Origin of the sequence: Paenibacillus sp. P46E (assembly GCF_001909095.1) — a bacterium.
Classification (GTDB): domain Bacteria; phylum Bacillota; class Bacilli; order Paenibacillales; family Paenibacillaceae; genus Paenibacillus_AQ; species Paenibacillus_AQ helianthi.
The window spans coordinates 99,491-118,812 of record NZ_LVYZ01000077.1 but is presented as its reverse complement, the minus strand read 5'-3'; the positions used below and the strand labels follow the sequence as shown (position 1 = coordinate 118,812).

Genomic DNA, 19,322 nt, shown 5'->3' with positions numbered 1-19,322 from the left:
ATCATACGATATTACGTTTTATTGGAGGAGTGTATAATCGTGGAATCTTTCGAAGACCAGCCCTATCCGTGGAAAAAAGAGCACACTGACATTCCGGAGAATCTGTTTCCGATCAACGTTTTTCATATCTACTTTCCGGACCGGAGCATTATTCCGCCCCATTGGCATAACCATCTCGAATGGATTCTGATTACCAAAGGCAGCTTCCGGGTCCAAGTCGGCCCTAATTCCAGAGAATTAGTGAGGGGAGAGGTCGCCTTTATCGGCCAGCCCCAGATTCATGCGGCTTATCCAACAGAGGATGGCAGTGAGTTGTATGCAATCGTCTTTAACGAAGCCCTGCTAAATGGAATGAGGGATTATACTGAAATCCAGTACATCCGTCCGCTTCTGGCCGGTGAGCTTCTGCTGCCCGGCTTCTACCTCATCCATGAACCGGTTACCAAGTCTATCAGGGAATGTATGGAACGCATTATTCTCAGCTATCAGAACAAAACCTTTGGCTATGAACTATGCATAAAAGGCGATCTTTTCTCCTCCCTGGGCCTCGCTTATCCACTGGCGGAATTCACCTCTCCAAACTCAAAGGCAGCGCACGGGGAGACAGGGATTCAGCCTTTGTTGATCCATCTTAGCAACCATTTTCATGAACCGCTGACGGTAGAGGAAGCTGCCCGGATATGCTGTGTAACACCCAATTATTTCTGTCATTTGTTCAAAAAAACCACTGGAAAAACGTTAATCGAATATGTAAATATGCTTCGGATACATGAAGCCTGCAGACTGCTTCAGCTTAACCGGTACTCAATTCAGGAAGTTGCCTATAAAGTCGGCTTTTCTAACCTGACATACTTTGGGCGGATGTTCAAAAGGATCACCGCTATGACTCCGAGCGTCTACATAACGCATTTTATCTGACCATAGCGGGCGGTTTCCTTTTCACTCTTTAGGGCTTAATAAAATGGAAATAATCGAAATCGGTATACCCGCCGGACTGATGGGTCGCGTAATTGAAGAGTCCAATTCTATACCCCATAAAATGATCCAGCGTGAATTTCATATGCAGCGTCCGGCCGATTGGCTTCCAGGCTGTTCCGTCCTCTGAATAGAAGAACCGCGCCTCGTCGAGGCTATCCTCAAAATTGAAGTCAATTCTGAGATACACCCGTTCGCCGGTGAACACGATACTCTCCACCGCCTCCTCGGAGCCGCCGCCGCCGTTAACACACATATCGATGCTGAACTGCCCTCGCTCCCCGGCTACGATCCTAACCGTGCCAAACCCGTTCTGCAGCGCTACCATTCCTGCCCGGTCACCGGGCTTCATTCCCGAGATCTCCAGCATTGTCTCCGCGCTGCAGGCCGGACCTTCCGTACGTTGCGTCAGCGTATTGCGGGCAAACAGGATGCTGTCTGTGAATGGACCGGTGCGGAGCCGCAGATAGCCCGGCCGCTCTGTCACAGACCACAGCCCATGGTCAGGATTATGGTTCCACTGCCAGTTCAGGGCCAGCCGGTTGCTCTCATAGTCGAACTCATCGCTGATAACCAGAGGCTTCGGTTCCGCAACAGGAAGCTTTGTCTCAATACCTTGAGGTACTGTGCCATTATTCCGGATAACCGGCCAATCGTTCTCCCAGCTCACAGGAAGCACACAGGGAATCCGCCCGACAGCATCATGATCCTGGAACAGCACAGCATACCAATCATGATCCGGGGTATCAACAATACCTCCTTGAGCCACACCATTATTATGGTAGCCGAGGTCATCGTCCAGAATAATTTCCCGTTCATAGGGACCCAGAAGTTCCCTTGAACGGTAGCATATTTGACGCCTGCGCATATTTCCGGTTCTCGGCCATTCAATAAAGAACAAATAGTAATAACCGTTCAGCTTGTACGCATGACAGCCTTCAATCCGCAGACCGATGTCAGTCCGGTCACCTTCGAGCAGCAATTGATCGGTTCCCCCCGGCTTTACAGCCGTAAGATCTTCTGTCAGCTCCTTAATCCGGATATCCCCATTACCATAGATCACATAATTGCGGCTATCGTCATCCAGCAGCAGGCCCGGGTCATGGTGAAGACCCGGTATTACCGAACGCTCCCAAGTTCCATGTTCAATATCCTCCGTGCGGTAGATATAGAACTGGTCCATGTCATTGGATGAAAAACAAACATAGAATACCCCGTCTTTGTGACGGAGCGATGCCGCCCAGGAGCCTTTTCCGTAAATACCTTTCCCGTCCAGCAGCCGGTGGGCATCGTTATCCTCAAAGGTATCAAATACATAATTTACAATTTCCCAATTCACTAGGTTAACTGATTTCATAATCGGACAGCCCGGCATGGAATGCATACTCGTGCTGACCATATAGAATATTGAACCAACCCGGATGACGTCAACATCGGGAACATCTGCCCACATGATAGGATTGGTTATGATAGCGGTATTCACTGTACAGCCCTCCCTGAATGAACTCCTCTACTCCACGAACTGCCATGATACAAGCTTATATAATGGAACCCCAGTTTTTCCGGTGAACACCAGATACAGATCGTGGATTCCTTCCGCTCCGTTAACCTCCGTCTTTATCTCTATCTGATTCTCCGGCCCAGCCGCAGCGGGAACAGGCAGTTCCCCAATGAATAGACCTGCCGGGTCATCCAGATGCAGCTTAATCATACCGCCGCCCTCTAGGCATATGACAGAAGCACTGAATGCTCCGGCACCTTTACTTCCGAAATCGACCTCGGATAATCCGATCCAGTCGCCATTGCCAATATCCGTTACAATCCGTTCTCCCACTGCCGCCTCGAATTCCGTCATTACGCCCGCACTCCATCCTATCGTCACCGCATGGACACGTTGATACGGACTCAAAGCCTTGATTTGCTGTACACCTTTATAGTCTGCTTCCACATGCTGAATGGAACCATCCCCATTATGGAAAAGGCGGCCCAGATGCGTTGAACGGTAGCCGTTCGCAATGCCCTGTGCTTTGGACAAGGTTTGCGCGTGATAGGCGATGTACCATTCATCATGAAATTGGAATATCGCATGATGGTTATTACCTGATACTCCGAAAAAATGCCCCGGGTTCTTTAATATCGTCTCACAGTATGTCCAGGGACCCATTGGGTTGTCACTCGTCATATAGGCAATCTCACCCGCAGGAGGACTGCCTTCCGGACGTTCCCCGTCATAGAAATTCGAACAGTAGGTATAGTAGTAGACTCCGTTCCGCTTATGTATCCCGGCATCCTCGAACATGAATGGTGCGGGAATAACCTCAGCAGTACCTGCTACGCTGGTCATATCCTCCCCCAGCATCATGACCCGTGCTGTACCAGGCTCAGCGAACTGTCCTTCCGGGACTCCGCCTCCGAAATAGATGTAGCCCTGACCGTCATCATCCACCAGTACTGCCGGGTCGAACAGCCAGGTTACCTCTTCAACTCCAGGAGTGGACCGCAAAATAAGCGCCTCACCAATAGGGTCAACCCATGGTCCCACCGGACTGTCACTCGTCAGAACACCGATACCACTGGCATTGTTGGCGAAGTACAGGAAGAATTTATCCATGCCTCCAATCACCTTATGGACCGCTGCAGGCGCCCAGGACTGGGTAGCCCACTTAGCCGCTCCGTCCGGCCCTGCTACTGCAATTTCGCCGTGATCAGTCCAATTGACTAGATCACTGGAGGAGATTACCGCAATCTTACGGATACTGCTATAAGTATTTTCTTTGATCGTACCGTTCCCGTCATACTCCAGTGCATCGTGGGTCATGTACAAATAAACCCGGTCTCCAAATACCAGGGCATACGGATCGGCCCCATATCGGTTCGCAACCACAGGATTCCCGTTAGGCGGAACCTTTCCTATGGCTTGATTGAGTTGAAATGCCATTAGATATCCTCCATTTTTTGAATTTCCCGAACTTCATCAAGTATTATCATAACGAAGCAGCCAGATCGGCAAGCCGTCCGAACGAAGCTTTGGGCTGCTGGTGTTCGTCAAACAGAAATGGCCAGTTTTTACGCCCGCGAACCGGGAAACCATCCAGCCAGGTATAGTCATCAGCTACACCCCAGAACGTAACAGAATCAATGGCCTTTCTGTATTCCATCAGAACGGCAAAAATCTCCGCATAACGTTCTTCCTGAAGCTTCAGCATCTCAACTGTTGGCGCTTTCAAATCAGCCCGTTGATCTTCGAACCGGAACATGGAGAGATCAAGCTCGGTAATGTGGATTCTAAGGCCAAGAGAAGCATATAGCTCAAGCGCACTGCGGATTTCGTCAATGGTTGGGCCATAGATGTTCCAGTGTGCCTGCATGCCTATCCCGTGAATAGGTGTATTCTGGTCAAGCAAACTGCGGACCAGCCTGAAGATCTTGTCGCGTTTGACAGGATCGGTCTCATTATAGTCGTTGTAGAACAACAAGGCGCCCGGGTCTGCCTGATGGGCCATTTCAAAAGCCTCACGGAGATAGTCCTCTCCGAGGATTTCGAGCCATTTCGTTTCCCTCAAGTATTGGTCCGACTTATCCTCAACGGCTTCATTAACTACATCCCAGGCATAAGCCTGCCCGCGGTATCGGCCCACAACAGCGTTGATATGGGTCTGCAGACGGCCGAGCAGCTGCTCTCTGGTGCACGGCTCCCCCTCTGAATTGCGGAACATCCAATCTCCTGTCTGGTTATGCCAGAGAAGTGTATGGCCCCGGACTGCGATTTGATTGGCCTTAGCGAACTCAAAAATCCGGTCGGCTGCATCAAAGGTAAAAATCCCTTCTTGCGGCTGGACTTCCTCAGGCTTCATCACGTTTTCGGCTGTAATGCTGTTGAAATGCTTAGCAATGAAAGGAGCTTGAGCAGATAAAACGTCCATGCTGACCGCAGCGCCCATTTTGAACGCGTCCCGGAACACTTCATGCAATGCGGGTAACCCGCCATTTGCCTGTGTCATCTTGTATAGCCTCCTAATTCGAATGTAGAACAGACAGTTAAGTCTATAATATAGCTTTTGTATGCGTTTACCATTACCAAATTAAAGAAGCATACTCATCATTTTTCAGCACCAGCCTGGTTGCGGTAAGCGACTGGTTTTAGTGCGGTCCGCTTTTCAAACTCTCTTAAAAAATGATGGTAGTGAACATAACCCACATTCTCTGCAATCTTCCTGACGGTCTCGCCCGTTTCAATTAACCGCTTCTTGGCTTGTTCGATGCGCAAATTATGAATATATTCAAGGATGCTGATACTATTCTTTTTAATAAACGCCTGGCCCAGGTATACCGGATTGATATAAAAGTGCTCTGCGATCTCTTTTACAGTCAAAGGTTTGGAATAATTGTCCTTCAAAAAGTATTCCACCTGTATCAGCGGATGCTCGGATCCGCGTTCCTTATGCTGTCTGATATATTCCATACATGAATTCAACAATTGCCTAAGGATGTCTTCCAGCACTGCGAGCGACTTGGGCTCGGTTCTAAAAAACTCAAATGAATCACTCCATTGCTCAGCCTTCCCGCCGAACTCCCTCACCAGCTCCATACTTTTCAGCATGATATCGATGCTGGTCATCTGTACAACCTCAGGTGCAGTTCTATTCCGTTCAAACATACTGAACATTTCCTTCAATTGGTCCCAAGCCTTCTGCTCCTGCAATCTTTCAACTGCGCCCATCAGTTCTTCTGTCAGATCTGCGGAAGGCAGACGATAGCTAAGCTGGCTCCGGGCATCCATGGTCGCATCAATGGGGCCGCTGGCTTCCGAATAGAAAAGATGGCGGGCGGCAGCCCCGGCGGCCAGCATATAGGATACGGGCAGCTCCCGTAGTGACTGCACATTCGGCCCGATGCTCACATATCCCTTTACACTGTTCCTAGACAATTCGGTATATACCTGCCTAGCCTGCTCCGCTGCCCGCGCGGAACTCTCCACAACAAACCCCGCCTGATCGCCGGGCAAATCAATGAACAAGGCACCCATCGCCCCGGCGAACTTCCGGCAGATTTCCCTAATATTGCTTTTGGGGCCATTCACATGTATATAAGTCCACCCTGAAACCGCCTCGTCCAGACGATCCATCAGTTCGGTGATCTCCTCTTCCGGCTCCGCCCACTGCCCTTCAAGCATACGGGCGATCGCAACGGGAAGAAGTCGGCTCGCCAGCATGTTCTGCTGCATCTTGTGCTTGGCACGCATTTCCAGCTCGTCTGCAATGTCGGCAATCGCCTTCTCCCATTCCGCATCAATGACAGGCTTCAGTAAATAGTGTCTTACCCCATAACGGAGTGCTGTCCGTGCGTATTCAAACTCGCCGTAACCGCTGAGGACGATAAAAATGGGCTGCTCTATGTCCAAATCACGTACCTGCTTGATTAGCTCTAATCCATCGATGCCGGGCATGCGGATATCTGTAATCACAAGATCTGGCGAACACTCCTCCACCGTGCTTAACGCTTCTTCCCCGTTCTCACATGCGCCGCAGATTTCAAAGCCCAACTCCTCCCAATCGGTCAACGTTCTTAATCCCTCTAATGCAATCGTTTCATCATCCGCTAAAACCACTTTAAACATGGGATTCCTCCACTTTTGGGTCTAATGCCAAGTCTACGGGGATTTGAATTGTGATAGACGTCTGTTCATACTCGGTACTCTCAATGGTAAAGCCGGCGCGGCTGTCATAATACATCATCAGGCGTCTATAGACATTTCGGAGCCCGACATTTTGTCCGGAGTCCTGGTCTGATTGCAGGTGGGACTTGATCCATTTCAGCTTCTCCTTATCGATTCCCTTTCCGTTGTCAATCACAACAATGATTAAAGATGCGTCGTTCATGGAAGCAGACACGTGAATCTTCCTTGCACCTTTGACCGATTGCAGACCATGCTTGCAGGAATTCTCCACCAGTGCCTGGACGCTCATTTTGGGAATCCGGAAATTCAGTACGGAAGGGTCGATATCAATGTCGTACGTGAACCGGCTCTGAAAGCGGAATTTTTCAATCTGCAAATACATTTCAATAAAAGATATTTCTTCCCCGACGGTAATCAGATCGTCCTTCCAGCTTAGCAGCCTGCGCATAATAAGAGCCAGATTCCGGATCACATCGGTGACCTCTTCATACTTGTATTTCTTGCAAATGACCAGTATGGCGTTCAGCGTATTAAAAAGAAAATGCGGGTCTACCTGACTTTCCAGATAGTTCAACTCAGCTCTTACCTGCTCAAGCTCGAGGTCCTTTTTCTGAATTTCCAGCTTATACACATCATTAATCAGATTGCGGATTTTGTCCGTCATCAGATTGAAGCTGCGGATGAGACCGCCGATTTCGTCCTTTCCCTCATACATATCAATGCTCTCGAACTGTTCATATTTGACAAGCTTCATATGTCTGTAGAGCAATCTCACCCTCAGATTATAGGATCGTATAATCACAATGATCAGCAGAGTAGGTATAATTATGGTCAGCACAGCAAAAATCAGCGATAGCCGTAGCGCACGGCTCATCTCATGATTGACCACTCTGCCTTCCGGAGTTCCGATCAGCCTCCAGCCTTTCGTATATCCCGCATTGCCCAAAGTACGGACAATCTGCTTGGACGATTGACTGTCATCCGTGTCCATGTTTAATAAAACGTTTTTATCCATTGAATAATAGGAATGATCCGATTCCAGCACCACACGGTTCTTCTCATCCAGGAGCTTGAACTGCAAATAGTCGTGTTCCTTCTTGAACAGCTCTTGCACATTGTTCAACCTCAGATCGATTCGCAAATACTTACGGTAGGGCTGTCCGGTAAAGTTATCCAACTTGCGGATCAGGCTGACAAACACTTCCTGCTGGGGCGGATTGAGCGGGTTAGTCCCCTGATAAGAGGTTAATAGCACCTTGTCCGAGCCACTGGTTATTTTACGGTACCATTCACTCTTCTTATCGTTGTCTGACAGAATAAAGTAACTGCCGCCGTTCTGAATCGTCGGATTCGTAGTATAGACGCCCATCCAATAAATATAGGAATGCAGGTTGTTATATTGCCACATCTTATCCCTCAGAACACTGTTGTAGGCATCATAATAAGCCTCGTTATCGGGATAGGTATCATCCATGATTTCATTGTAGGCACGGTCTGCTGCAACCGTATTGCTGATCGCCACACATTCATTCACAATTTGCATAAAATCATAGACCACACGGTCTACGGAAATCTCAAGATTCTCTCTTTCACGGGCATCCACATTACGGCTGATCTGAACATAAAAGAGGGCGTTAATGCTGAGTATCGGGACAAGAACGCATAGCAAATAGATGAACAGAAATTTGTATTTGAGCGGGATATCATTAACGATGGCTGATGGTTTCCTTTTGCCCTTCATGCTGCTCTCCTCCCCCTTGAATCAGCCCTTCTTGTACACCGAAGGTGAGACGCCATTCAGCGATTTAAACTTGGCAGCGAACAAATCCGCATCCGAATATCCCACACGCTCCGAGATATCCGAAATGCACATATCCGTCCGGCGCAGCAGTTTTTTGGCTTTTTCAATGCGGTATTCATGAAGAAATTCGTTAAAAGAGATGCCATAACGTTTCTTGATCCGTTGTCCCAGATAGGCAGAATTCACATGTAAATGCTTCGCAATGTCCTGCAGCTTCAGCTTCTTCTGATAGTGCTCCCGGACATAGTCGATCGCCGCTGTAACGAGCAGGTCCTCCTGATGATTGTCCGCTGAGGCGAACCATTCGGCTACTTCGTACAGATCCTCCTTCGTCTGCCGCTCAAGCAGCGGCAAGCAGCAAGCGGTTACCCGGGGTGGGAACCATTTATCCGCCCACAATGCCGAGTCTCCTCCTCTTACATCGATTTCGCGGAGCAGTTCAGCTTTGATGTTGCTCAGGAAGGCATCGATCCATGCACTCGAAGTACTATCTGCCGAGAAAATTTTAAAGACATCGCTCAGTTGGGAGCTTAATGGGTCAAGCTGCCCTTCGGTAACCGATTGGAGCAGCGACTTCTTCAGCCCCGCCGGAAGCAGCGCCGTTTGATCCTTGTCCTGCTCCTGGAAGAAACCAATTTCGCGGGTGTTCGAATCCGGTCGGTATAATTCAGCCGCGAGCGCTTCATGATACGCAGCATTCAGAAATGCGGTGCCGCGATGCTCAAGGCTTGCCGAGAAAAGAACCAGACCGCTATACTCAGTCCGCATTTCATTGATCCAGCTTGCCAGCATCACCGGGTCAAGCTCCGGGCCTTCCGGCGGAGAAACCAGCAAATAGCCATGTTTATGGCTTCCAGCCAAAAAAGGGTACGCGATTATATTGCGGAACGTTTCCTTGAGGCTCATGGAATAGACTTGTCTTCGCAACTGTGAGCTGTCGAGCGAAACCCCCTGGGCCAATACACAGCATATCCGGGAGCCGGGGTGTATATCCAGCGCCTTAAATGCCTCTTCCGCTTCTTCTGCAGTGTTCTCCCGCATGAGAAGACGGGATATGGTTTCCGCCTGTATAAAGGCGGAAACCAATTCCTGTCGTGAAGCAAGCTTACGCTCAGCACGTATTTGTTCGGCTACAGTCTGCAGTGCCTCTGTCAATTCTATTTCATCCAAGGGTTTGGTCAAATAATTGGACACACCGTATCTAAGGGCTTCCTTGGCATACTCAAAGTCAGCATAACCGCTAAAGATGATGAACTTCGGTTGGAAATCGCTTTCAGCAAATATCTTAATGAGTTCAAGGCCATCGATCACAGGCATACGTACATCGGTTATGACCAAATCAGGCCGTGTGCTATGAATAAGCTGCAGCGCATCTTCGCCATCCAGGGCCTCGCCGCAGACTTCAAAGTCCAGTTCCTCCCAGTCGACCAGTAATCGCAATCCTTCAAGCATCAGCGGCTCATCGTCGGCAAACAGCACCTTAAGCATTGGCATCACCCTCTTTATTTCTAATTTTTTTGATTACAGAAAGCTAAGTCTTGTGGAACAGGAGAAACCGCTTCGGCTGCTGCCGAAACGGTATAATCCCTTATATTAACCATTTAAACAATTATTATCCATTTATTCTTTAACACTACCCAAATTTAATCCTACCACGAAGTACTTCTGCAAAAAAGGGTAAACGAACAAAATCGGCACTGCCGTAACAATTGTGATGGCTGCACGGATGGAAGCCGGTGTCACCAAGGCCTGCATCTGATTGTGCTGATTGCCTGCCAGCGCAGAAGGATCGTTGTTCGTGCTCATGGTGGAACCGAGCAGCTTCATCATTTCATATTGCAGTGTACTCAGATTGATATCCGATGATGCGTACAGGAACGTGTCAAACCATGAGTTCCATGCGCCTACGGCGATGAATAGAGCTACGGTTGCCAGCACGGGAGTACACAGCGGGAAGATGATTTTCCAGAAGATTCTGAATTCTCCCGCCCCGTCGATTTTCGCCGACTCTGTGAGGCTGCCTGGAAGGGACCGGATATACGTCCGGAGGATAATCAGGTTGAACGCGCTGACCATGCTTGGAAGGATATAGACCATAAAGCTATGAAGCAGACCTAACTCTTTAATAAGGAAGTAATTCGGAATCAGTCCGGCATTGAAATACATGGTCAGGATGAACAGCATACTTATTTTTTTACGGAAAATGTATTGCTTCTGCGCCAGTGTATACGCTAGCATCGTAGTCAGAAAAACGCCTAATACTGTCGAGAGCAGCGTGCGGGACACGGAGATAAAAGCGGCATGATAGATCGTCCCTGTGATAAAGACGGCTCTGTAGTTCTCTAAGGTCCAGGCACGGGGCCAGAAATATACTCCCCCGGCAAGAGTGTCACTGCCGTCATTTAAAGAAACCGCCAGCGTGTGGAGGAATGGATAGAGCGTGATGGCAACCACAAAGAGCATAAATATCGTGTTGATTGTATGAAAGACAATCGGCTCAATGCGTCCTGAACTTTTCGTCACAGCTTTCATATGGGCTTCCTCCTCTATACTAATCGCTCTTCGCCGAGGCGTTTTGCGATATAATTTGCGATGAATACGAGAATGACACTGACGATGGTTTTGAAGATCCCTGCCGCCGTAGCCAGAGAATAATTCCCCATAGAGATACCATACTTCACTACAAAGATATCAATGGTTTGCGACCAGTCCACAGTAAGCCCGTTACCAAGCAAATATTGGAGTTCAAAGCCGGCATCCAGAATATGTCCGATGTTCATAATGAGCAAGATAACGAATGTGGCTTTAATCCCAGGAAGAGTGACATAGCGCATCTTCTGAAAACGCTTGGCGCCGTCTATGGACGCTGCCTCATACAGAGAAGGATCGATTGAGGTAATGGCTGCCAGATAAATGATGGTACCCCAGCCCACCTCTTTCCACACGTTCGAAGCCCCGACAATGCCCCAGAAATATTTTCCTTCACTGAGCCACATAATCGGTTCTTTAATGAAGTGAAGCTTCATTAAGATGATATTGACAATTCCGTCGTCAATCGACAGCGAAGTGGCAACGATGCCCGCTGCGATAACCCAGGACAAGAAGTGCGGCAAATACGAAATAGACTGAACGATACGCTTGAAAAACTTAACTTTGATCTCATTTAGCAGTAAAGCCAAGCCGATTGCCGTAACAGTACCAAGCACAAGGTTAATAAAGCTCATGGCGATCGTGTTGCGCAGCACCATCATAAAGGTCTCATCTGAAAATAGAAAGTTGAACTGCTGCAAGCCTACCCACTCTTGCTTGCCGAAGGATAGCGCCGGGCGGTAGTTCTGAAAGGCCATTACCCAGCCCCAAATGGGAGCATAGTTAAAGATAATTAAATAAATGGCAATCGGTACTGACATGAAAATAAGCTGCTTCTGCGTTTTTAGCGTCTTCCAGCTAAGACTCACACCAATTTCCGGATCGACTCTGCGTTGTCTGGTCTTCTGGGTTTTGACCGGTTTGTCCAGTACGGTATCAGACATGTAGTGTTCCCCTCCTGTAAGATCATTCTCTCCATACTATCCGGATTAATGAAGAGCGGGAAATACGATTTCCCGCTCTATTCTTTGTCTTGAAATCGACTACTTCACACTCCAGTTTTTAATACGCGACTGGATTCCTTCATTTATGCGGTCTTCATAAGCCTTGATGTCCAGCTTATGAATGTGGTCGACATAATCTTGCCAGACCCCATCAAATTCAGCCGGACTGGCCATAATAGCCTTCGGCAAATATTTAATTTGAAGGTCATTCAGTTTGGACTGCGCAAGCTTGGCTGCCGAACCGTCCTTAAGAACGATGGAATAAGCAGGGAAGTAGATATTATTTTCTTTTGGTTCCTTGAAGAATTCGGACCATGTTTTCTTGTTATACGCCTTCAGGATTTTCTGATCAGAAGGTTTCAGACTGTCGAAGAATTCCTGCGGCTGAGTTCCTGCATCAGCTGCATTCCCATCGCTGTAGGTACCTTGAATTTTTGGCATATAACCAAACATAGTTGTGATTTTGTTAGCCAACTGCCAGCTTGTTTGATCTGCGTTCGTCCGCTCTTCCGGCGTCCGGTAGAACGTGCCGTCTTCCTTCACTTCATAGTCTTCGCCTTTGATTCCCCATTGGAGAGTTTTCTGCCAATCTTCTGTAATCATCTGATCCAAGAATTTGATAATCCGGACAGGGTCCTTGGCATTGATTGAAATACCTAATCCGCGGTTGGTGCCGACCGCTCCGCGGTCACGATACCATTCCTCAGCGCCCGGATAGAGCAGTGGGAAGCCGATATACGTATTTTCTCTTTTGCCTTGAGAGATCAAAGAGGTTTCTCCATCCTGGAAGTTCCAGTGCTGGTCAAACATACCGATGACCTTGCCGCTTGCGATTTTAGCCAGGTACTGGTCGTAGTTTTGTACGAAAGCTTCTTTATCCATCAAACCTTGAGCGTTAATTTCATTAAGCTTCTTATAATAGGTCTTGGAAATGTCCTTATCGGCAAAAATCTGCGCTTTGTTGTTGTCTACAATAACGCCCCCGTCATTCGGATGGCCCGCCAAGTGCTCAGGAGCGTTCTGAAGCGGGAATACACGCCAGTCGAAGTTGAGCGATTCAAATCCGATCATATCCGGGTGCTTTTCTTTATATTTGGCAATGATATCGAAATACTCATCCAGAGTCTTGGGAGTCGGATATCCCATCTCCTCAAGCACAGACTTTTGAAGCCAGAAGCCTGGTCCCTGGTAAGTCGGTTCGGTAATTTTACCTTGATATACACCATAGCTTGGCAAAACGTAAATATGTCCATCGGTCTCATCCTTGATCTGATTCCAGACCGCGGCATAATGCTTTTTCAGGTTGGGAGCGTACTTCTCAATCAAATCTTCAAGCGGAATGTACGCCTTGGCATTGAGTAATTTGTCATCGCCCGACATAATGTCCGGGTAGTCTCCTCCGGCAATCATAACCCCCAGCTTCTGCTGCAGGTCGCCCACCAGAAGCTCCGTTTTGAAGCTGACGCCGGTTTTTTCTTTAATCAGTTTGAGAATCTTGTTGTCCTCCGTAGGCGTCTGCCCGGGACTGGCCAAAAATACCGAGAATGTTGCCGGAGCATTGTCGTCTCCATTTGCCGCCGGGCTTGCTGTTGTTCCCCCCTTGGCCGTGTTGCTGTTAACATTGGCCGCGCTGTTGTTCGAGCTGCAGCCTGTCAGTGCCAGCGCAAGCGCGAATGTACCAGCTGCTAATGCCCGGGCGGAACGTTTTGCCGTTTTATGCATTTTGTTATGCCTCCCCTTTTTGGCTAATTGCTTTTTGTTTACTGTCAATCACCTGGTGACAACTTAATTATACCTTTCAAGAATGCGCTTCCAATTCATAAACTATAGTTCTTCCCCCCTAAAAATACGATAAAATGAAAACGCTTGCTATTGGTATGCACCTTAGTCTTGCTAAAATACACAGCTTGTCCCTGCTGTATTACAAAAATTTATATTCTTTGGCGAAGCCCCATTCAAGCAGAATAGGGCTGGCGTAAATACGCCAACCCCTGCTAGCACAGTACTATTATACAGATAGAATCACCCTATGTGTGACTAAAGCTTGTTTACTTACCGGGTGAACGTATAGGAGCATCCGGCTTCTCCAGTGAATGAAATGCGGTCAAGGCCTGGAGCTTCCAGACAGCAAGGGCCGGTAACCGCGCAAGTCACAACGGTTTCCGTAATAAGGCCCCCCGCCCAGGTAAAATCGAGGGTATAACCGCCCCTCGCCCGCAGGCCCTTGACGCTCCCTTCGCTCCAGCTTAGCGGTAATGCCGGAAGCAGCTTGATTTTCCCGGTATGGCTTTGCAGCAGCATCTCAGCTATCCCCGCCGCTCCCCCGAAATTGCCGTCAATCTGGAACGGCGGATGGTTATCGAACAGATTCGGCAGCGTGGAATGCTCAAGCAGAGAGCGCAGGTTCGCATAGGCTTTGCCCCCGTCCTGCAGTCTAGCCCAGAAGTTGATGATCCAGGCCCGGCTCCAGCCGGTGTGGCCGCCGCCGCTGGCCAGCCTGCGCTCGAGCGTGGTCCGGGCGGCCTCGGCTAGCTCCGGCGTATGCTCCACAGTGAAGGCATCTCCAGGATATAATGCAAACAGATGGGAGATATGGCGATGCCCCGGTTCGACCTCTTCATAATCCTCCATCCACTCCTGAATCTGGCCGTATTTCCCGATTTGCGGTTTGGGCAGACGCTCCAGAGCAGCGGCGAGTTCCCCGCGGAACGCTTCGTCCCTGCCGAGAATCTCCGCACTCCGGATGCAGGCCCCAAACAACGCATCTATAATCTGAAAATCCATCGACGCCCCGGCACAGAGCACTCCTGACTCACCGTTAGGCAGCTTATAGGTATTCTCAGGGGATACAGACGGGCAGGTAATCAGCCGGCCTTCGGCGTCCTCCATCAAATAATCGAGCAGAAATTGGGCTGCCTCCTTCATCGTCTCATACGCCTGCACCAGAAAATAACGATCCTCGCTGAATCTGTAATGCTCCCACAGATGCAGGCACAGCCACGCTGCACCAAACGGCCAGAACGAAGCGGGAAGGTAGGTATCCTGCGGAGCTGTGTCTGCCCAGATATCCGTATTGTGATGCGCCGTGAACCCCTGGCAGCCGTACATGACCCTGGCCGTGACCCTCCCTGGCTCCCGCATCCGCTCAATCAGATCAAACAGCGGCTCATGACATTCAGCCAGATTGCAAATCTCTGCAGGCCAATAATTCATTTGCGCATTGATATTGATCGTGAATTTGCTGTCCCAGGCCGGAGTGAAGCTGTCATTCCAGATTCCCTGCAAATTCGCGGGCAAAGAGCCTTGACGGCTGGAGGAAATCAGCAAATAACGGCCGTACTGGAAATAGGCTGCTATCAGACCCTTATCCTCTTCACCCTTCTGAAACCGCTTCAGCCGTTCGTCAGTCGGCAGTACGTTCTGGTGCGGGTTCTCCGGCAGCGTCAGTGCAACCCTTCCATACAGTCCGCGGTAATCTGTGACATGCCGCGCCTTCAGCTCTTCATAAGGAACCTGGCTCAGCTCGTCCAGCCGTCTTTTGGCGCTGAGCTCTGGATCGGGATAGCGGAATGTGGTTCCTGCGGCAAGCAGCAGCGTTACCGAACTTGCCCCATCCACAAGCAAATACTCGCCAATGGTCCGGCAGATGCCGTCTTCTGTGACTGCCTTCAAGGCAGCAGCAAAGGAGCTGCCTCCCTCACCGCCGCAATCTCCGCGCATTGCGAGTCCGCTGTTCTGCCATTTGTCTATTTTCTCCAGATATCTCCAGTCGCGGCGGTTAAACCTCGTCTTTAGGGAAATCCCGTCCTTATGGTCGGTAGAAATTCGGATGGCAATCACCTGATCAGGGTAGCTGGCAAACATCTCGCGGGTATACCCAGCCTCTCCGATCCGGTAACTGATCCGGGATATGCCGTTCTCCAAATCAAGTTCTCGTCTGTAGTCTTCGGCAGGCTGTCCATGGCTGCCAAATGACAGCAGCAGCTCTCCCAGCGGCAAATAATGCCGCTGGGCTTCGGGAAGACCTGCCATCGACATGGCAGCCAATTCCTCAGCTTCCCGCAGCCTTCCCTCCAGAATCAGCTGGCGGATTTCGGGCAAATGAGGCAGGGCATCATCGTTGTTACGGTCTCTCGGACCGCCGTACCATACTGAATCTTCATTAAGCTGCAGTTTCTCCTCGGCTGTACCGCCAAAAATCATGGCACCGAGCCGCCCGTTTCCAATCGGCAAAGCCTCATTCCATTCCAGCGCCGGTTGCCTGTACCATAACTGCTGCTTATGCTCCATGCTTGTCATGATTGTTACGCTCCTTCAATCCGCATAATATGAACTTACCAATATCAGCATTGAGCTTAGTCCAGCTCCACAAGTGCCTTGATTACCTTAGATTCAGGCTTCAGCCAGTTCTCGAACTGACCGATCATATCCTTGAACCGGCTGCGGTGAGAGATGTAGCTGCCGACATTAATGTATCCGTCCCGGATCGCATCAAGCACGCGTTCAAAGTCCTCCCGGGTGGCATTCCTGCTGCCCTGCACAGTCATTTCGCGGGCATGAAAATCGGGATCACTGAAGGTAATCATGCCTTTCACCAATCCGACATAGGTGAGCGTTCCTCCATGGCCAACAAGACCGAAGGCCCCTTCCATGGATGTGACATTACCGGTAGAATCGATGACATATGGCAGGAAATTGCCATCAGTAAGCTTGGACAACTGCTCCTTCGGCTCCCTTAGTGCGCTTACTGTATGCTCAACCTTCGCCCAGTCCCTGCAAAAGTCTAAACGTTCGTCGTTTACATCCATACCTATCACCTTCGCACCGGCATTTCTGGCCATCGCCATCACTCCAAGCCCGATCGGTCCGGCTCCGATTACCAGCACTTGATCGCCGGTGCCAAGACCCGAGCGACGGACGGCGTGCGCGCCGATGGCCAGCGGCTCCAGCATCGCCGCCTGGTCCAGCGTCAGCCCTTCCGTTTTCAATAGGTTCTGTACAGGCAAGGCTACCCGCTCCCGCATCCCGCCGTCCAAATGAACGCCGAACACCCTCATTTTCTGACAACAGTTGGTTTTGCCGCTCAGACAGGACCGGCACTCACCGCAATGAAGATAGGGAATGACACTGACCTGATCGCCGGCCCGCAGCCCTTCCGGGTTGTCACCGATTTGCTCAATCGTTCCAGACAGCTCATGCCCAAGCACGCGCGGGTAGGTGAAATAAGGCTGATTACCCCGATATGCATGCAGATCGGTTCCGCAAATGCCGATCCGGCGAATCCTTACAATCGCTTCGCCGGCCTGAAGTTCCGGTTCCGGAAGATCCTCCCTATACACGAATTTTCCGATTTCCTCGCAGATTATGCCCTTCATTATAAACGATCCCCATTCTGTTCTATATCATCGTTCCACTCCGGCCGGCCGCTCGGCCATGTTGCCCCAGCAACCGGCTTCAGAATTTCCAGCACTTCCTCCAGCAATTGTTCGTTCATCGGCTCTTCTGTCCACAAAATATTATTGCGGATATTGGCCGGTGTCGCCGTACTTACCAATGTTGTCGGAATCTGTTCATTCGCAGTAGAGAACTGGACTGCCAGCTTCGCAATGTCTTCTCCCTTGTCCCGGCAATATTCGGCGGCACGCTTACAAGCAGCCTGGATGTCCCCGCTCGCCGGATGCCAGTCAGGCACCTGGCGGGTACCCAGCAGGCCCATGGAAATAGGCGATGCATTGATCAGTCCGGTTCCCTGCCGCTGCAGTATTGGAAGGAGGCGGAGAAGCGTGGTATCGTTCAGGGAATAATGGCAATACGACAGGATCACATCCAGCGTTGTAAGGGACAACACCTTTTCGAAGATATTCAAGGGCAGGCCGGTCACGCCATAGAAACGGATCTTCCCCGATTGCTTCAATTCCTCCAGAGCCGGGATCCCTTCTTCCATTACCTGCTCTATCGAACCGAATTCGATGTCGTGCAGCAGCAAAATATCCAGATAGTCCGTTCCCAGCCGGCGCATGCTTTCTTCCGCGCTGCGGATTACCCGTTCCTTGGAGAAATCAAATTCATCCTGTCCGTAACGTCCTGCCTTCGTGCTTATCATGTACCGGTCCCGCGGAACCGTCTGCAGCGCCTCGCCCAGCACTGTCTCCGCTTTGGTCAACCCGTAATACGGAGATACATCAATCAGATTAATCCCCATGTCGATAGCGGTATGAACCGTGTGGATTCCCTCTTCCTTCGGAACCTCCCGGAATACGCTTCCAAGCGAAGACGCCCCGAAACTTAACACGGATACGTCCAATCCCGTATTTCCCAGCTTTCTGTATTTCATCGCATTGAACCTCCAATATATAGTGAATTTAACTTGTAAAACCTCGCCGCATTCGCCCCGAAGACCGGCTCCATCTCTTGCAGTGACAACCGCTCCTGCAACGCTAGCCGCAGTACGCCCATGACTTCATCATAGGTTGCAGCCATGAGGCACACGGGCCAATCACTGCCGAACATTAGCCTTTCGGGTCCAAACAGGTCCAGTACTCCATGAACATAGGCAGTGAAATCCTTTTGCGCCCAGTCCTGGGGATCAGCCTCCGTCACCATCCCGGAAAGCTTGCAGTACATGCCGGGATGCTGCGCAATTTCTGCCATATAGCTTCTCCACGGCTCTAATCTGCCCGAAGCAATCGGCGGCTTCGCCAAATGATCGATCACGCCTCTCAGTCCGGGAACCTGCTTCAGCAACTCTATAAGCTGCGGAAGCTGATCCGCCAGAACAAGCAGGTCGACGGGAAGGTCCTCTTCCGCAAAGTATGAAAGCGCTTCTAAAAAGGGGGTGGATAAAAGAATGCCGGGATCATCCATCTCCTGTATCATCACGCGAATCCCCGTGAATTTTGGATGCTCGCAGAGCCTCCGGTATTGTGCTTTGAATGATGGGTTCTCAAGGTCCAGCCAACCGATCACACCAGCTATAGAATCCGTTTTTTCGCTTAATTCAAGAATATATTCGGTCTCCTCCACCGTAGGCGCAGCCTGTACCACAATCGTGTGGCTGATCCCGTGTTTTTGCAAATGCGGTTCAAGATCGGGGGGCAGATAATCCCGGAATAGCACCGGAATTTCGGGTGTGATCCATCCGTAATCGTCCCTGTCTATCTTCCAAAAATGCTGATGAGCATCAATACGCATCATTCCACCTCCATTTCATCTTATTTTAGCATCCGATAAAAGAATAAAAATAGCCTGAACAAACATATTTATACCTTATTTTGAT

At 49.8% G+C, this 19,322-nt stretch carries 14 protein-coding genes; 1 reads left to right on the top strand and 13 read right to left on the bottom strand.

The annotated features are described in order from the left end of the window. The first annotated feature begins 39 nt into the window (after nt 1-39). Nucleotides 40-918, top strand: coding sequence for an AraC family transcriptional regulator (locus tag A3849_RS27675; RefSeq protein WP_074114298.1), 879 nt, complete (start codon nt 40-42; stop codon nt 916-918). 28 nt (nt 919-946) lie between these two features. Here A3849_RS27675 and A3849_RS27670 read toward each other — a convergent pair whose 3' ends face one another. From A3849_RS27670 to A3849_RS27610, 13 genes are all read right to left on the bottom strand, one after another. Next, complete coding sequence (locus A3849_RS27670; protein WP_074114297.1) at nt 947-2,458, bottom strand: glycoside hydrolase family 43 protein; 1,512 nt, start codon at nt 2,456-2,458, stop codon at nt 947-949. A 27-nt stretch (nt 2,459-2,485) separates the two neighbouring features. Continuing rightward, nucleotides 2,486-3,913, bottom strand: coding sequence for a glycoside hydrolase family 43 protein (locus tag A3849_RS27665; protein ID WP_074114296.1), 1,428 nt, complete (start codon nt 3,911-3,913; stop codon nt 2,486-2,488). A gap of 46 nt (nt 3,914-3,959) precedes the next feature. Continuing rightward, the gene (locus A3849_RS27660) at nt 3,960-4,976 is read right to left on the bottom strand and encodes an endo-1,4-beta-xylanase (protein ID WP_074114295.1); all 1,017 of its coding nucleotides are present in this window, start codon (nt 4,974-4,976) and stop codon (nt 3,960-3,962) included. Between the two features lie 98 nt (nt 4,977-5,074). Continuing rightward, nucleotides 5,075-6,592 (bottom strand): response regulator, encoded by a 1,518-nt coding sequence (locus tag A3849_RS27655; protein WP_074114294.1) that lies wholly within the window; start codon nt 6,590-6,592, stop codon nt 5,075-5,077. After that, nucleotides 6,585-8,393, bottom strand: coding sequence for a sensor histidine kinase (locus A3849_RS27650; protein ID WP_074114293.1), 1,809 nt, complete (start codon nt 8,391-8,393; stop codon nt 6,585-6,587). The genes A3849_RS27655 and A3849_RS27650 overlap by 8 nt, the downstream gene beginning before the upstream one ends. A gap of 21 nt (nt 8,394-8,414) precedes the next feature. Beyond that, on the bottom strand, nt 8,415-9,941 hold the full coding sequence (locus A3849_RS27645) for a response regulator transcription factor (RefSeq protein WP_074114292.1): 1,527 nt from the start codon (nt 9,939-9,941) through the stop codon (nt 8,415-8,417). 132 nt (nt 9,942-10,073) lie between these two features. Then, a complete protein-coding gene (locus A3849_RS27640; protein ID WP_074114291.1) occupies nt 10,074-10,985 on the bottom strand; it encodes a carbohydrate ABC transporter permease in 912 nt (303 codons plus the stop codon). A 14-nt stretch (nt 10,986-10,999) separates the two neighbouring features. After that, complete coding sequence (locus A3849_RS27635) at nt 11,000-11,986, bottom strand: ABC transporter permease (protein ID WP_074114290.1); 987 nt, start codon at nt 11,984-11,986, stop codon at nt 11,000-11,002. A 99-nt stretch (nt 11,987-12,085) separates the two neighbouring features. Beyond that, complete coding sequence (locus A3849_RS27630; protein WP_074114289.1) at nt 12,086-13,768, bottom strand: type 2 periplasmic-binding domain-containing protein; 1,683 nt, start codon at nt 13,766-13,768, stop codon at nt 12,086-12,088. A 330-nt stretch (nt 13,769-14,098) separates the two neighbouring features. Continuing rightward, nucleotides 14,099-16,345 (bottom strand): glycoside hydrolase family 95 protein, encoded by a 2,247-nt coding sequence (locus A3849_RS27625; protein ID WP_074114288.1) that lies wholly within the window; start codon nt 16,343-16,345, stop codon nt 14,099-14,101. Nucleotides 16,346-16,401: 56 nt separating this feature from the next. Then, entirely contained in the window at nt 16,402-17,421 is a 1,020-nt protein-coding gene (locus A3849_RS27620; RefSeq protein ID WP_074114287.1) for a zinc-binding alcohol dehydrogenase family protein, read from the bottom strand. After that, nucleotides 17,421-18,380, bottom strand: a complete 960-nt coding sequence (locus tag A3849_RS27615) for an aldo/keto reductase (RefSeq protein WP_074114286.1) — start codon at nt 18,378-18,380, stop codon at nt 17,421-17,423. The genes A3849_RS27620 and A3849_RS27615 overlap by 1 nt, the downstream gene beginning before the upstream one ends. Further along, on the bottom strand, nt 18,377-19,237 hold the full coding sequence (locus A3849_RS27610) for an amidohydrolase family protein (protein ID WP_074114285.1): 861 nt from the start codon (nt 19,235-19,237) through the stop codon (nt 18,377-18,379). The genes A3849_RS27615 and A3849_RS27610 overlap by 4 nt, the downstream gene beginning before the upstream one ends. Between the last annotated feature and the right edge of the window lie 85 nt (nt 19,238-19,322).